The 14,328-nt window shown below is 57.6% G+C and carries 16 protein-coding genes; 2 read left to right on the top strand and 14 right to left on the bottom strand.

Features of this window, described 5'->3' with window-relative positions:
* Positions 1-46: 46 nt before the first annotated feature.
* The 7 genes from ABRP93_RS05565 to pth form a co-directional block, all read right to left on the bottom strand.
* Complete coding sequence (locus ABRP93_RS05565) at positions 47-1,543, bottom strand: ABC-2 family transporter permease (protein ID WP_349887204.1); 1,497 nt, start codon at positions 1,541-1,543, stop codon at positions 47-49.
* On the bottom strand, positions 1,536-2,249 hold the full coding sequence (locus ABRP93_RS05560; protein WP_349887202.1) for an ATP-binding cassette domain-containing protein: 714 nt from the start codon (positions 2,247-2,249) through the stop codon (positions 1,536-1,538). The genes ABRP93_RS05565 and ABRP93_RS05560 overlap by 8 nt, the downstream gene beginning before the upstream one ends.
* An 85-nt stretch (positions 2,250-2,334) precedes the next feature.
* Entirely contained in the window at positions 2,335-2,994 is a 660-nt protein-coding gene (locus ABRP93_RS05555) for a response regulator transcription factor (protein WP_349864342.1), read from the bottom strand.
* The gene (locus ABRP93_RS05550; RefSeq protein WP_349864343.1) at positions 2,987-4,165 is read right to left on the bottom strand and encodes a sensor histidine kinase; all 1,179 of its coding nucleotides are present in this window, start codon (positions 4,163-4,165) and stop codon (positions 2,987-2,989) included. Before ABRP93_RS05550 ends, ABRP93_RS05555 begins: the two co-directional genes overlap by 8 nt.
* 30 nt (positions 4,166-4,195) lie before the next feature.
* Positions 4,196-5,071 carry a polyphosphate kinase 2 gene (gene ppk2 / locus ABRP93_RS05545; protein WP_349887200.1) on the bottom strand — a complete coding sequence of 292 codons (876 nt, stop codon included), beginning with the start codon at positions 5,069-5,071 and terminating at the stop codon, positions 4,196-4,198.
* 100 nt (positions 5,072-5,171) lie between these two features.
* Positions 5,172-6,011: a fumarylacetoacetate hydrolase family protein gene (locus ABRP93_RS05540; protein ID WP_349887198.1), complete on the bottom strand. Its 840-nt coding sequence runs from the start codon at positions 6,009-6,011 to the stop codon at positions 5,172-5,174.
* Positions 6,012-6,016: 5 nt separating this feature from the next.
* Positions 6,017-6,550, bottom strand: a complete 534-nt coding sequence (gene pth, locus ABRP93_RS05535; RefSeq protein ID WP_349887196.1) for an aminoacyl-tRNA hydrolase — start codon at positions 6,548-6,550, stop codon at positions 6,017-6,019.
* 154 nt (positions 6,551-6,704) lie between these two features.
* Here pth and ABRP93_RS05530 point away from each other — a divergent pair, with 154 nt between their 5' ends.
* Positions 6,705-6,860, top strand: a complete 156-nt coding sequence (locus ABRP93_RS05530; protein WP_023030897.1) for a hypothetical protein — start codon at positions 6,705-6,707, stop codon at positions 6,858-6,860.
* A gap of 61 nt (positions 6,861-6,921) precedes the next feature.
* Here ABRP93_RS05530 and ABRP93_RS05525 read toward each other — a convergent pair whose 3' ends face one another.
* The 4 genes from ABRP93_RS05525 to ABRP93_RS05510 form a co-directional block, all read right to left on the bottom strand.
* Complete coding sequence (locus tag ABRP93_RS05525; protein ID WP_349864352.1) at positions 6,922-7,587, bottom strand: 50S ribosomal protein L25/general stress protein Ctc; 666 nt, start codon at positions 7,585-7,587, stop codon at positions 6,922-6,924.
* Between the two features lie 460 nt (positions 7,588-8,047).
* Positions 8,048-9,022 (bottom strand): ribose-phosphate diphosphokinase, encoded by a 975-nt coding sequence (locus ABRP93_RS05520; protein ID WP_284771310.1) that lies wholly within the window; start codon positions 9,020-9,022, stop codon positions 8,048-8,050.
* Positions 9,023-9,038: 16 nt separating this feature from the next.
* Entirely contained in the window at positions 9,039-10,484 is a 1,446-nt protein-coding gene (glmU, locus tag ABRP93_RS05515) for a bifunctional UDP-N-acetylglucosamine diphosphorylase/glucosamine-1-phosphate N-acetyltransferase GlmU (protein ID WP_349887195.1), read from the bottom strand.
* A 69-nt stretch (positions 10,485-10,553) separates the two neighbouring features.
* Positions 10,554-11,750 carry an MFS transporter gene (locus ABRP93_RS05510; RefSeq protein ID WP_349887193.1) on the bottom strand — a complete coding sequence of 399 codons (1,197 nt, stop codon included), beginning with the start codon at positions 11,748-11,750 and terminating at the stop codon, positions 10,554-10,556.
* A gap of 137 nt (positions 11,751-11,887) precedes the next feature.
* Between ABRP93_RS05510 and ABRP93_RS05505 the strand changes: the two genes are divergently transcribed.
* Positions 11,888-12,604, top strand: coding sequence for a trimeric intracellular cation channel family protein (locus tag ABRP93_RS05505; RefSeq protein ID WP_349887192.1), 717 nt, complete (start codon positions 11,888-11,890; stop codon positions 12,602-12,604).
* A 38-nt stretch (positions 12,605-12,642) separates the two neighbouring features.
* On the opposite strand, the gene ABRP93_RS05500 is transcribed toward ABRP93_RS05505, so the two are convergent.
* The 3 genes from ABRP93_RS05500 to ABRP93_RS05490 form a co-directional block, all read right to left on the bottom strand.
* Positions 12,643-12,792 (bottom strand): hypothetical protein, encoded by a 150-nt coding sequence (locus ABRP93_RS05500; RefSeq protein WP_349887190.1) that lies wholly within the window; start codon positions 12,790-12,792, stop codon positions 12,643-12,645.
* Positions 12,793-12,912: 120 nt separating this feature from the next.
* The gene (locus tag ABRP93_RS05495; RefSeq protein ID WP_349887189.1) at positions 12,913-13,539 is read right to left on the bottom strand and encodes an Ltp family lipoprotein; all 627 of its coding nucleotides are present in this window, start codon (positions 13,537-13,539) and stop codon (positions 12,913-12,915) included.
* 89 nt (positions 13,540-13,628) lie between these two features.
* Complete coding sequence (locus ABRP93_RS05490; protein WP_349887187.1) at positions 13,629-14,006, bottom strand: hypothetical protein; 378 nt, start codon at positions 14,004-14,006, stop codon at positions 13,629-13,631.
* Positions 14,007-14,328 lie beyond the last annotated feature (322 nt).

Here is a 14,328-nt window from a genome sequence, read left to right as displayed (position 1 = left end):
CTCGAATAGTTTAAGGCCCGCGGTAATCCCCGCGGGCCTTAGTTATTTAAGCGGTGGGGCGAAGCGCCCGTGTGCGCAGCAACAGCCTGGCGGCCCAAGAAGTAATGCCGGCGAAAAGCAGAGTCATCATTGCCGCAGCGGCTAAGCGCCCGGGGGAATCCGCATTCATCGGCCAGGCGGGGAAGGCAATGAGCCAGAGCACAGTCTTCGCGAGGACATCGCCGCCTACCGTCACGGAGACAATGGTGCCGATGATGGTTAGAGCAAGTGAACTCCAGATACCAAAGCGGATCACGACGATGAGCGATACCACCGTGAGAACGTATCCCACGCCGATGGCTAGAGGCAGTTGGGTTAGCACGGCTAGGGCAGCACCACCGGCGAAGATAATCGCGAGCGAAGCACACGTGCACACCACTGCGATGATGCCCAGTAACCACAGGAGAAGGGCAGTAGAACAGTGGCGAGATTCTGTATAAACCATCGGCCACGCACCCGAGAACCCCGGCCAGACCAGCACAGGAAGGACACCGGCACCTACGGGGAGAAGTAAAAGTACGAAGAATCCCTGTACATAACTTGGTGGGTAGATAAGGGCAATAAAGATCAGCGCTAAGGCGCTTAATACCACACAAGTGATGACCGCTGGCGTCATGATGACCCGGGAAAAGCCACGTAGCGCATCGGCAAGGCGGGAGCGGGCAGCGGCACGAGAGACACTCGGAGGCTGCCAGCCCTGAGCAGGCGTGGCGCTGGTACTGGTCGTAGGAGCCGTCACGCGCCGGCGTCGGGAGAGCGGCCGTAATCGGCGCGGTGTCATGATCGCGATAAGTGACCCAGCTACAGCGAGGATGAGGCATAACGCAAGCGCAGGAAGTGGGCTTTCCTGTAGTAGTGGATCACCTGGCTCGAGCGGAACCGAATTCTGGTGGATGCGCAGCGCAGGCAACAGTAACCGCAGCGGCCACGCGGGTGGGAAGGCCCACCATAGCTGCCCCTCGACAACGCGAGGAAGCACGCTAATGACCTGCCAGATAACCGCGAAGATAAGCGTGACGGCAAGGCCCAGCCTGCGGGCGCATGCGGTCGCAAGCCCCGCGATGCCGATGGCTCCGAGGAAAGAATAAGCCCCAGCGATGAGAAGCAGCTGGTGGTCTGCACGCCCTTGCGCTGCAACCGCCGCCCAGGACAGACCGAAATTAAGAAGGTGAAAAACTGCGAGGCTTACCACGACGAAGAGGAACCGGGACGCGTGCTCGTAGCGAGGATGAAGCCGGCGCCATAGGGTGCCGCCGCCGCGGCTGAGCACCTCGCGGCGCTCTGGAACGCCAGCAAAAAGCGCAGTGAGCGGCGCGTACATGCCGGTGATAAACATGGACTGCCAGCCAAGAACCCCGGTAGCGTCCTCAGCGGAGGACGCGAAGGCAGAAAATAACACCGTCATTAACACCAGAGGCAGGGCGAGCAATGGTAACCACTGCAGGGCGCTGCCGCGGCTGCGCAGTAGTTCTGCTGAGAGATACCGTCGATACTGGTTACTCATCGGTCTCACCACCTGCAGAAGTCAGGCGGAAGAATTCGGCTTCCAATTCACCGCTGGGGGCCAGTTCCTGCAGGGAGCCGGAGTACCGGATGGTGCCTTGGGACAAAATAGTGATGTCGTGGGCTAGGTGAAGGACTTCACCGAGTTGATGGGAGCTGACCACGACGGTATGCCCAGCGGCGGCGAGCTGCTGGAGGAGCTTTCGCAGCTCCGCGATGCCCTGTGGATCGAGTCCATTTTGCGGTTCATCGAGCAATAAGATTTCTGGATCACCAAGCAAGGCCTGGGCTAAGGCCAAACGGGCTTTCATCCCGGTGGAAAAAGACTTTGCCTTCTTAGAACCAGCCCCGGCTAGACCAGCAATGTGCAAGACACGGTCGATTTCAGTTTCAGGCAACCCGAGAAGGCGGGTATGCACGCGGAGGTTATCCGTGGCGGATAGGTGCCCGTAGAAGGCTGGCCCGTTAACCGAGGCGCCAACATGGTCGAGAACTTCCCGTGACCATGGTTTGCCAGCCACGCGCACCGTTCCCGAATCGGCGGGTAGCAGCCCGAGGAAAATGGAAAACAAGGTGGACTTGCCGGCGCCATTTCTCCCGAGCACAGCGTGTACCCGGCCAGGTAAGACCTGAAAACTGATATCCCGCAGCACTGCCTGGGAACCAAAAGACTTTGTGATGTGTTCGAAAGAAACCTCATAGCTCATACCAAAAGTATGAGCTGCGCAACTATCGAAATCTTCCGCCTGCGAGACGGTCTTCGCGCCGGGGTAGTCCTACCACAGTAGGAGGCTAGGCAATGCCAGCTTTGTGCGCCAGCAGCACCAAAGCCACGCGGTCGCGTGCAGCTAGCTTGGACATCAGCGCAGAGACATGCGTTTTTACCGTGGTATCTGCGATAGACATGTGGCCGGCAATCTCGCGATTTGTAGCCCCGCGCGCGATGAGCGAGAGCACCTCCATCTCGCGCCGAGTGACTAGGCTAAGCCCCTGGCGTTCGTGTGGACTGAGCTGGCTGTGCGTTAGCGCTTTGCGGTAGCCCTCTAAAACAGGGCCCGTTACCTGCGAGGCGAGGACAGACTCGCCCTTGGCAACGTCGCGTACGGCGTGTACCAGAACCTCTGGGTCGGCGTCTTTTAGCAAGAATCCATGCGCACCGGCGGCAATAGATTGAGATACCAGATCTTCTTCATTGAACGTGGTGAGCATGATGATCCGGCAGTCAGGGGTGCGGGAGAGAATGGCTTGAGCCGCGGCGATTCCATCCATGCCAGGCATTCGTATATCCAAAATGGCCACATCAATGCGGTGGCGAAGTGCCAAGGAGACGGCGTCGCCTCCGGAGGCTGCGGTAGCCACCACCTCAATATCTTCCTGCGCGTTCAAGATGGTCGATAAGGCAGCGACGAGCATCGCTTGATCGTCTGCAAGCATGACGCGAATCTTAGGCATGATTGTCCTTGTGTAATGGGAGTTCCGCAGCCAGTGTAAATCTCTGGGCATCGCCACTGCTGGTTAAGTATCCGCCTAACGCTTGGGCGCGTTCCTTTACTCCCACCAAACCCACGCCGCTGCCGGATACCTCACTGGGAGTCGGGGACGTAGCGGTGGAGATGAGGGTGACCCGTGCGGCATCGGAAAGCGTGAGTTTTAGCTGCACGTGCGTGCCGGGGCCTTGGTGGCGCAGGGCATTGGTCAGCGCTTCAGAAATGATGCGTACCAGGGCTAGCTGAGTCAGCGCGGAAACCTCGTAAGAGGCAGGCAATTCCGCGTCAACCTCCAGTCCAGCGGTGCGAAAACCGTCGATGATGCCCTGTACGTGCTCGAGCTGCTGCGCGGGTTCCAAAGCCGAAGGCCCCGTACTGCGTAGCGCCGTGACGATGCCGCGCACTTCCTCCAGTGCGGAATCCGCACCATCGCGAATGCTCTGCAAGGTGTCCTCTGCGGCGGTCGAATCCGTGCGCGCGGCGATAATCCCGGCATTGGCCTGAACCTTGATTAAGGTGAGGGAGTGGGCCAAGACATCGTGCAATTCCCGGGCGATGAGTAAGCGCTCTTCCTCCTGCGCTTGGTGGAACCGTTCTTGGGCTAAGCGCTCGCGTTGCCTATCCAGATCAAAATAGCGTGCGGCGATGAAATAGGCGCTGCCAAGCACCGCCCAATGCACCACCAGCAAGGTGATGTAGCGGCGATCGAGCTGGAAAGATAAGAGAAAGGACTCGGGGTCAATACGCCACATCGCAGGCGATATAAAGGAGCCCAAGAACGCGGCGATAAGCACCGCGCGGGGAATTGAGCGGCGTTCCACGTAGCGGGAGGTGGTGTAGACGGCCATCGGCGCGGTCAATGCCCATGGGGTAACCCCGAGGTTGGCTGGTAGCTGGCTTATCCACGCCACGGCCCACGCACCAAGGAGGACGATAAAGCCAGCTGCGCTGAGCACCGGTTTGGTACGCCAGACCCAGATGAAGGGCAAAAATAAAAGCGAAAGCGCTGCTTGGATGAGCTCGATCGCTCCTGGAGCCGCCCAAGCCCCGATGAGATAAAACAGCGCAATGAGCGCTGCCACCGCGGTGAGGATTTTATCCCCCAAGCGTGCTTTGGCGACGGTGTCAGTGCTCATAGCAGGACATAGTAGTACGCCTTCGGGGGACTACTTCTTTTTATCCTTCTTCTTGCCTTTCTTCTTATCCTTCTTTGTAGACGAGGCCTCCAGCTTGGCGGCTACATCCGGCACGTAGCGGAACTCTTCGCGGTCTGGGCGCTCGTAGGTCTTGCCATCGGAATCGGGACGGTGTGGGATTTCTGGCAGATCGCGCTCGATCTTCTCGTAGGGGATGGTATTGAGCAGGTGCGAAATGACGTTGATGCGCGAGCGCTTTTTGTCCTCAGACTCCACGGTGTACCACGGTGCGGTCGGGGTATCGGTGTGGATGAACATGGCATCCTTGGCGCGGGAATAGTCTTCCCAGCGGGTAATGGATTGGAGATCCATGGGCGAGAGCTTCCAGCGGCGCAGCGGATCATTGCGGCGGGATTCAAAGCGCTTAATCTGCTCTTCATCAGATACGGAGAACCAGTACTTGCGCAGGATAATGCCGTCTTCCACAAGCATCTGCTCAAAGGTGGGAGCCTGGTGCAAGAAGCGGACGTATTCTTGGTCGGTGCAAAAGCCCATGACGCGTTCAACGCCGGCGCGGTTGTACCAGGAGCGGTCAAAGATGACGATTTCGCCCTTGGTCGGCAGCTTTTCCACGTAGCGCTGGAAATACCACTGGCCCTGCTCGCGCGAGTTCGGGGCCGGAAGAGCCTCGATGCGGCAGGTGCGGGGGTTGAGGTACTGCGTGATGCGCTTGATGGCAGAACCCTTCCCGGCGGCGTCGCGGCCTTCCATGATGATGACCACGCGGGCGCCGGTCTCAACGACCCACTGCTGCATATCGACGAGCTCTGCTTGCAACCGCTCGAGCTCTTTTTCGTAGGCCTTCTTATTCAGCTTTTTGGGGGATTTGCTGCTTTTGGTGCTCATTCTTCCAGCTTAACGGCTTGGTAGCCCTATCTAGAAAACCGGTGTGCCCTCGTTGGAGTGAGAACCCAAACACAGCTTGTGCGGCGCGATCGCGGCAGGCTTACAGGCCGGGCTCGCCGTAGCGGGTGGTATTTGAAATATGACCGAGCCCTTCGATGTCGATGGCGACCGTATCGCCATCTTGGAGGAATTGCTGCGGGTCGCGAGCAAAACCAACGCCTTCGGGCGTACCGGTCACGATGACATCACCGGGGTTGAGGGGATAGAGCTGCGAGCAAAATTCGATGAGCTCAGCAATGGAAAAGATGAGATCATCGGTATTGTCTTGCTGGCGCACCTCGCCATTAACCGTGGTGGTCAGCCGCGCGCTATTGCCCGGCGCCCATTCATCAGGGGTGGTCAGCCAAGGCCCAAAGCCTGCGGTGCGATAAAAAGACTTGCCCGCGTGGAATTGGCTGGTCTGACGCTGAAAATCGCGCAGGGTGTAGTCATTCATGATGGAATACCCCGCCACGTAATCCAATGCGTCCGCGCGGGTTATGCGGTGCGCGCGCTCGCCGATGACCACCGCAAGCTCACCTTCATAGTCCAGCTTCTGGGTTGCGTACTCGGGGATATAGACGTCATCGAAGGGGCCGGTAAGCGCATCGGCGAACTTGATAAACAGCGTGGGGTGCTCGGGAAATTCACGGCCCATTTCCCGGATATGCTTGGCGTAATTAAGGCCTACGCAGATGATCTTCCCCGGCGTTGGGACGACTGCTTCTAAATCATGCTGGTCATAGACTATTGGCTCGCCGGATAGCTGTGCGGCCTTGCGCCAATCTTCGCTGCGCAGCAGCGCGCCTACGTCTTCGTAGTCCAGCTCCACTCCCACATTATCGCCTTCAATGCGGATTGCGGAGTTGCCGAACGCGGTGCGAAGAGTAGCCAGTTTCATGCCAGCTAGTCTAGCGCACTCCTTATTTCTGCTACCGCGTTAGCGCAGAGAATGGGGATTTCCACCTTTTCTTGTTTGGACCACGGCTTGAGCACAAACGATGCCGGATCCATCCGGCCTGGCGGCCTTCCGATGCCGATGGAAAGGCGCTGATAGTCCTTAGTACCGAGCGACTTTGTAGTAGAGCGCAGACCGTTGTGCCCGTGATCGCCACCGCCTTGGCGCAATTTCACGGTCCCGAAGTCGAGTTCTAATTCATCGTGGACCACCACAATATCCGTGGGTGCCAGATGGAAGTACTGGGCGAGTGCCTTGATCGGCCCGCCAGAAAGGTTCATAAAAGATCGCGGTTTAGCGCAGATTACCTTGCATCCGGATAGCATTCCTTCCGCGAGCTCGGTATTAGTCTTCTTATGCACCGAAAAGCTGCTCATTAATTCACCGGCGAGTTCATCGGCAACGTCGAAGCCGATATTGTGCCGCGTGCCGGAATATTTCGGGCCAGGATTGCCAAGGCCTACTACGAGTAGTGAAGTCACTGCATTATTGTCGCATAGATTGAAATTCTAATAGAAATACAATTCCATGCTCTATAGAATATGCCGCCGAGTATCATTGCTGCTCGGGTGCTAAAAATACCTCTTACAGCGGTGGACTTGGAGAAGTATCGTAGTGATTAAGGAGGTGCGCCCCATGACCGAAAAACCACCTGAAGTTGATCGCGAAACCGAAAAGATTCCTAGTAGCAAAGTTGCTGCTGCGCGGCTCATTATCAAGCGCGCTAAGGAAGGCAAGGGCAAGATCGAAATCACGCCTAGAATTCGTGAACTTGCCGGACAAGATTTATAAAACTACGATATCGCCGTGAGCATTGCTGCTCACGGCGATATGCGTTTGGGGGAGTGGGAAATTACTCCTCGGAATCGTCAGACTCGGAGGACCCGCCTTCGCCCTCTTCGTCGACGGAGTCGGCACCAGCGTCGGCGCCGCCTTCCTCAGCAGCCTCAGCGGCCTCTTCGAGCTCCTCGTCAACCTCAGGCAAGGAGATGGAGAGGATAACGGTCTCTGGGTCTGCTACCAGGGTGGTGCCTTCCGGCATAGTGACGTCGGCAGCGGTGATGACCTCGCCGTCCTCGAGGCCCTCGATGGACAGCTCGATCTCTTCCGGAATGCTCAGTACGTCAGCCTCAACCATGAGGACGTCTGCATCCTGGATGTGCATGGTGCCCGGTGCGGACTCGCCGGTCAGGGTAATCGGAACCTCAACCTCGACCTTCTCGCCGCGCTTAATCAGCAGCAGGTCAACGTGGTCGATGTCCATGGTGAGCACGTTCTGGTCAACGTTCTTGACCATGGTCAGGTACTGCTCGCCCTCGATCTCGAGCTCCAGAACGGCGTTGACACCGTTGTTGCGAACGAGGGACTGGATGTCCAGCAGCGGCACTGCGAAGTGTACGGGCTCCTGGTCGCTACCGTAAATTACGCCGGGAACCTTCCAGTCGCGGCGCAGGCGGCGGGCGTAGCCCTTGCCAAAGACGGTACGTGGTTCTGCTTTAATAATTGGGCGCTCTGCCATGATGCAATCTCCTTTGTCGGTGTAGTGCGGCGAGGCTATCGAAGTTATAAAAACGACGAAAGCCTGCCGATGAACGTCTTGGACGAGTCATCGCAGGCGTCAATAAAAGCAACATGCTCTAACTTCAATCGCGTCGATAACGGCTTCCCAATTTTTGAGTCGCCCTCGCCGAGACTGAGTTAGATTAGCATCTCTCGGCCGATGAAACCAAAACCCACCCCGTTAATCTTCCTTCGCGCCCTTTCCTCTGATTGCGCCCTTCGCGCTCACCGGCAACGCTTATGTCTGTAGCTCGGGTTACGCGGTGAGCGTGAAGGGCGGGTGGGAAAACAGCAGGCGGTAGTGCTTGCGTGTACCTGCGACGCCCTTGGCGCTCACGGGGATGGAAAACACCGGCACCCCGCCGTTCACGGTGAGCGGGAAGGGCGGGGTGTGAGGTGTAGTGCGACCGGCGAAACGCTTATGCCCGATCGAAAAGGGTAGTCACGGAACCGTTTTCGAAGATCTCGTGGATGGTCCGAGCCAGCAGTGGGGCGATGGACAGGACCTTGAGGTTGGACCAGCCTTCGGTGGACTGCGGCAGGGTATCGGTGGTGATGACTTCCTCGGCACCGCACTCGGACAGGCGCTCGCGGGCGGGGTCAGAAAAGACGCCGTGGGTGCAGGCAATGATGACCTTCTTTGCGCCCGCTTCCTTGAGCACGCGCACGGCGCCGGCGATGGTGCCACCGGTGTCAATCATGTCATCGAGAAGCACGCAGTCCTTGCCCTCAACTTCACCCACCACGCGGTTGGAGACCGTCTTATTGGCCTCGGTATTAGAGCGGGTCTTGTGCACGAAGGCCAGCGGGGCATCGCCCAGGTCGTGGGCCCACTTTTCGGCGACCTTCACGCGGCCGGCATCGGGGGAGACGACGGCGATGTTATCGGTGGCGTACTTGGACTTGATGTAGTCCGTCAAGATGGGCTGGGCGTGCATGTGGTCCACCGGACCGTCGAAGAAACCCTGAATCTGGTCCGTGTGCAGGTCCACCGAGACGATGCGGTCCGCGCCGGCTGCCTGCAGGAGATCTGCGACCAGGCGGGCGGAGATGGGCTCGCGGCCCAAGTGTTTTTTATCCTGACGCGCGTATGGGTAGAACGGCAAAATCGCGGTGATGCGCTTGGCGGAACCACGCTTCAGTGCATCGATCATGATGAGCTGTTCCATCAACCACTTATTGAGCGGCTGGGAGTGCGATTGCATGACGAAGCAGTCAGCGCCGCGCACGGACTCTTCGAAGCGGATAAAAATCTCGCCATTGGCGAAGTCCCGGGCGGTGGTAGGAACCAGATCGGTCTTGAGTTCCTTTGCCACTGCCTCAGCCAATTCTGGGTGTGCGCGCCCAGAAAAGAGCTTCATGTTCTTGCTACTACCAGTTACCTTGCCAGTCATAGGAGAATATGCCCCTTTACTTCTCGTTGTCCTGTGCACGGGCTGCGGCTTCTGCCGCTGGGGTGCCCGGACGCTTCTTTTCAACCCAGCCTTCGATATTGCGCTGTTTGCCACCGGAGACTACGAGTGCTCCCGCGGGAACATCGTCTTTAATTACTGTACCCGCACCGGAGTACGCGCCATCACCGACATTGACTGGAGCGATAAACATCGTATCCGAGCCGGTGCGCACGTGGCTGCCAATGGTGGTGTGGTGCTTGTCCACACCGTCGTAATTGACGAAGACAGAGGACGCACCGATATTGGATTCCTCGCCCACGGTGGCATCGCCAATATAGGTAAGGTGCGGCACCTTGGTACCGCGGCCGAGCTCGGCATTTTTCGCTTCCACGAAGCCGCCGAGCTTACCGTCTTCGCCCACGATGGTATTCGGGCGAATAAAGGTAAATGGCCCGATCTTGGCGTTGACGCCGATGACGGAATCACTGCCGTGTGTGCGGACCACGGACGCGCCGGTACCAATCTGCATATTCGTCAACGTGGAATCTGGGCCGACCTCGGCATTATCGGCGATGCTCGTCGCTCCCCATAGCTGGGTGCCGGGGTGGATGGTGACATCGGTGCCGATGGTGACATTGACACCGATCCAAGTGGTTTCCGGATCGATGATGGTGGCGCCGCCGCGCATGGCCTTTTCCACCATGCGGCGGTTGAGCTCGCGGCCGGCGGCGGCCAGCTGCACGCGATCGTTGACGCCGGCGAGTTCCTGCGGATCGGCGGCCACGTGCGCACCCACGCCGTGTCCGGCGGTGCGGGCGATTTCGAGGACATCGGTAATGTAGAGCTCGCCCTGCGCATTATTGGTATCAAGCTTGGTTAGGGCATCGCGCAATGCTGCCGCATCGAAAGCGAAAACGCCGGAGTTGACCTCATTAACCAGGCGTTGTTCTTCGTTGGAATCCTTGTGCTCCACGATGGCGGACACAGACCCGTCCGTGTCGCGAATGATGCGGCCATAACCGGTGGGATCTGCAAGGCGCATGGATAATACCGTGACCGCATTGCCTTGAGCGGTGTGGGTATCGCGCAACCCCTCGATGGTTTCTGGGGTCAAAAGCGGCACGTCACCGTTGGTGACAATGATGGTGCCTTCGAAATCAGAAATCGGAGAAATCCCGCAGGACACGGCGTGGCCGGTACCGCGCTGTTCTTCCTGCACGGCCTGCACGACCTCGCGGTCCAGCTCATTTGAAATCTTTTCTACGACGGGCGAGACCTGATCGCGCTGGTGGCCCACGACGGTTACGAGGTGGTCCGGGTTAATACCCGCCGCGGCGTGCAGTGCGTGTCCAAGCAGCGTGCGACCGCCAATTTCGTGCAAAGTCTTTTGCTTTGTGGATTTCATGCGCGTGCCGGCGCCCGCCGCGAGGACGACGACGGCACTTGGGGTAGTTGCTTCCACGGTCAACAAAACTCCTGGGGGTTGAGTTTGATTAGTTCTTCGGGCTTTATCTTATAGTCCATATTTAAACTATGTGCGAGAAACCTCCTTAAGGCTGCCCGCGCGCCACACTCCAACAAAGCCAACGAGCGCCAAGAAAATCAACGCTGCCTCTGGCCCCGCGAGAGCGATAACGGAAGAAATACCACCCATGATGAGCAAAATAATGCCCATCATGGTGTTAGCCGCACCCACGTATTGCGTCCTTTTATCCCCACCGGCCATATCCACCACGTAGGTCTTTCGCGCCACGCGAACTGCCGTATGCGCGAGATTGACGGCAAAGAAGCCGAGCGGCATGACCCAAGCATTCACAGCGTCTGGGGCCCAGTGAGAACTAGCCACGATGAGCAGGATCATAACGGAGGAGGCGGCAGCACCAGCCGCCATGGTGTTTTTGGAGGATTTATCCGAAAATACGCCAGAAATTCGCCCACCGATAAGCGAGGCTAAACCAGAGGCAAGCACGAAGCCGAAGACACCAGAAAGGTCATCGTGCAGCAGCACGATAAATGCGGTAGAAAGCGCCGAGACCAGCAGCAGAGCGCGAACGATGACGAAGTTGCGGAATTGGGCATCGCCAGTGAAAAGCTTCCACGTATCTGACCACCAGCTCTTATCGATGCCCTCTTGCTTACCCTCCGGCACCGGCTCTTCCACGTGCGAAAATACCCACGTCGCAATGGCCCAGGTAGAAGCGCCGACCAATAAAACGATGCCCATAGTAGAGATCGTGAGATCCCCCAAGAGGAATAAGATGACGCCGGCAAGCAGGGTGGCCCCGCCGCCCAAGGCCGCTGCGGATCCGGTCACTCGGCCGCGCTGGCCCTTGGAAATCGTGCGCGCCTGCACGTCTTTGCCGGCGATGGAACACAACGCGCGGAACAGGGAAAGCGCCGCCAATGCAAGAAGTACGATCATGCCCAACCATGCGCCGCGTATAAAGAATGCTGCAAGGGCAATCACGGCGGCGGAGATGGCTTGGCCGGTCGAGCCGATCATCCACAAGCGCTTGCGGGCGCGGTGCGTGGTCACCCAAGGGGTAAGAGCGGCCTGCGGCAGCATGGAGCCAGATTCCCGGATAGGGGTAAGCAGACCGGTGAAGAAGGCAGGGACGCCTGCCGCATTAAAGAGCGCCGGCAGCACCGTTTTGGACGCAACGATCTGGTCGCCTAAATTTTGTAGGCCATTGGACCAGATGAAGTACCTGGCATTTGAGTTAGACATGAAAGAACTTTCGAGATAACCGAGACAAAGCGGGATAACACTGTAATCCGGTCAGAAGAGACCGTCTATCAACTTTACTTGCTTCCTACCCCTGGAAAGGGCGAAACCGCTGCGATCGGCTATGTTCAGTAGTTGTTATGCACGACGTGGATCCCCTCATCAATACGATGTACCAGGCCTTCGATCTGATCGGAGTGGCCTTGAACGGCATCATCGGCGGCACGATCGCCCGCCGCCGCGAATTCGACATCGTGGGTTTTATTTTCCTCGCCTTATTTTCCGGCCTGGCTGGCGGCATGATCCGCGACATGCTTATCGATGACGGCCCCGCAGCCGCCATCTCAGATCCCTGGTACTTGGGCCTTGCCTGCGCCGGGGCGCTGACGGCCTTCCTTATGGAACTGAAGGGAAAGGCGTGGGAGATTTTCCGCGAGCACGGCGATGCCATCATTTTGGGTATGTGGTCTACCACCGGTTGCGTGAAGGCACTGGCTGCAGGCATGCCCATGATCCCGTGCGTGTTTTTGGGCGTCTTAACCGCCGTCGGTGGGGGAATGGTCCGCGATGTCGCCTCTGGACAAATCCCGTCGATTTTCGGCGGCAGCCCCCTCTACGCAGTGCCGTCTATCGTCACAGGCATTGTCATGGTGACCTTTGCATCCTATGACCAATTCGCCATGGGCATGGTGGTTTCTCCGGTCATCGGCAGTGGCATGGCCATCATTTCCTACTGGCGGGGCTGGGTCCTGCCCCGCGCTGGGGTCGCGCCAGTGAACTACACCGCGGCACAGGTGGCCGCGATTGCCAAGAAGGCGGAGATAAAAGGCTTCCGCCGCGGCCGGCGCAAGCGCTAGCAGCTTAGACAGCTCATCAGACCATACCGCAGCCAGCTTTAAGGCAGGTTGGTGACGATGGCAATGATGGTAAGGATAATCAGGACAAGAACGCTCCACCTGAGGAATGGATCCTTGGTCAGGGGCAATGGCTCCTGGGAGTCGTCATCATCAGGTTCCGGGGTAGACGTGGAGTGTGGAGCAGTCATGGCAGGAATCCTTTCGAGTGCAACGTTGCCGCAATGCTAGTGAGGGCGGACTATAAGCGTCGCCCTCAAGCAAGAGCAAGGCACCTCGACGGCACTGCGTGAGTGCCTTGTGGAGGACGACTACAGATTATCCACTGCGTACTGTGCTTCTTCTGCGGTGAACTTTTCACCGTATTCGCTAACGAGTTGGTCATAGATGGCATTGGGCGACATGCTCATCATTTCTTCGTAATCGCGGGCCGTTTGAAGCGCATTATCGTGGTAGTCCGCTTCCAAATTATCAATTGCGTACTGGGCGGCTTCCGAGCTGAATTGTTCACCGTACTCGCTGCTGAGCTGGTCGTACAATCCCTGCTTGGACATGTGCATGGTATCTGAGTACACCTTGGCACTCTTCAGAGCATTCTTGAATTCGTGCGGAACATCCTGGTCTTCGCTTCGTTCTTCTGGTTGATCGTCTTGCTCATCGCGAGCATCGTCGTCCGCGTTAATTTCTTGGGCATCTTCCGCCGGGGTGGCCTCTACAGTGCCTTGCTGGGTGGTCTGGTCTGTGGAGCTTTCGCTGGTTTCATCATCGCTGCCGCCCAAATTGGCAATGATGGAGATGACGATGAGGACACCGATAATGATTGCGCCCCACTTAAGGCAGCCGCCCTTTTTCTTTTGGGGCTGCTCAGGAGCCGGCTGTCCAGCTGCTGGTTGACCAGCCGGTTGGGAATTATCGGAATAGGGGGATGGAGAGGTCATGGTGTGGATACCTTTCAAGGTGAGTGAGAGAGGAAAAGGGGAAAGTTTTCCGACATTGGCTGCAAGATCGCAGCTGTGGTCGAGAACGATTAACGCAGCGGATCTTTGGCAACGTGGACGGTACTGTCTTGAATATCGCCCAAATCAACGACAATGTTGCAGGAATAGAATTCTCGGACTGGAGTGCCAAATCCATTGGGGAAATCAACGTGGCCAAAGGCGTAGTACCTACGCGGCGAATCAGTGATTGAATCTGACGACTGAATGTCAATGTCTTCTGGAAAACTGACTCCACCGGGATACTTGGCACGGCTGGTTACCTGCTCACGGCATTTATCTAAAGCGGCATCAGTGTCATGGGCTTCGCTTATTTTCAGCATGGAAAAAATAAAGGCCACAAACGCCACGAGGGCGGCCCCAATGAGTAATAGCCAGAACCACCACCGCTTTACAAGCGGCTTTTCCACGTTTGCTGATGGAAGTGGCGCCGGATTTTCAAGGGAGGGAGACGGGTGAGGAGAGGTGTCCAACGCTTTGGTCTTTCGGAAGAGAGAAAATGAGTGATTATTGCCGGTGCACACCCCGGCATCGAGCTGTGGTGTGAAGTAGCAATGGTCTAACTAAATCAACCGGTCTGGACATATGTATGCAGGCGAGGAAGGAAAATCGCCTATGTGTACGAAAGTTGTCGGTTGTCTCGACTTTTCTTGACGGACCTGACCCCCAGATGGTGGACACCTTGAAACCAGCATCTCGCTGGGGAAGTGAGGTACCTTTCCACCATGCCAC

The organism is Corynebacterium sp. KPL2850 (assembly GCF_040225855.1).
Classification (GTDB): domain Bacteria; phylum Actinomycetota; class Actinomycetes; order Mycobacteriales; family Mycobacteriaceae; genus Corynebacterium.
The sequence above is the reverse complement of the archived record's forward strand: the minus strand, read 5'-3'. Positions and strand labels throughout refer to the sequence as shown.

Coding starts and splice junctions, on each gene's coding strand:
- ABRP93_RS05520 (WP_284771310.1), bottom strand. CDS start 9,022: ATGACTGGCAAGGTAACTGGTAGTAGCAAGAACATGAAGCTCTTTTCT.
- ABRP93_RS05505 (WP_349887192.1), top strand. CDS start 11,888: ATGCACGACGTGGATCCCCTCATCAATACGATGTACCAGGCCTTCGAT.
- ABRP93_RS05540 (WP_349887198.1), bottom strand. CDS start 6,011: ATGAAACTGGCTACTCTTCGCACCGCGTTCGGCAACTCCGCAATCCGC.
- ABRP93_RS05495 (WP_349887189.1), bottom strand. CDS start 13,539: ATGACCTCTCCATCCCCCTATTCCGATAATTCCCAACCGGCTGGTCAA.
- ABRP93_RS05555 (WP_349864342.1), bottom strand. CDS start 2,994: ATGCCTAAGATTCGCGTCATGCTTGCAGACGATCAAGCGATGCTCGTC.
- ABRP93_RS05510 (WP_349887193.1), bottom strand. CDS start 11,750: ATGTCTAACTCAAATGCCAGGTACTTCATCTGGTCCAATGGCCTACAA.
- ppk2 (WP_349887200.1), bottom strand. CDS start 5,071: ATGAGCACCAAAAGCAGCAAATCCCCCAAAAAGCTGAATAAGAAGGCC.
- ABRP93_RS05550 (WP_349864343.1), bottom strand. CDS start 4,165: ATGAGCACTGACACCGTCGCCAAAGCACGCTTGGGGGATAAAATCCTC.
- ABRP93_RS05525 (WP_349864352.1), bottom strand. CDS start 7,587: ATGGCAGAGCGCCCAATTATTAAAGCAGAACCACGTACCGTCTTTGGC.
- ABRP93_RS05530 (WP_023030897.1), top strand. CDS start 6,705: ATGACCGAAAAACCACCTGAAGTTGATCGCGAAACCGAAAAGATTCCT.
- ABRP93_RS05560 (WP_349887202.1), bottom strand. CDS start 2,249: ATGAGCTATGAGGTTTCTTTCGAACACATCACAAAGTCTTTTGGTTCC.
- ABRP93_RS05500 (WP_349887190.1), bottom strand. CDS start 12,792: ATGACTGCTCCACACTCCACGTCTACCCCGGAACCTGATGATGACGAC.
- ABRP93_RS05565 (WP_349887204.1), bottom strand. CDS start 1,543: ATGAGTAACCAGTATCGACGGTATCTCTCAGCAGAACTACTGCGCAGC.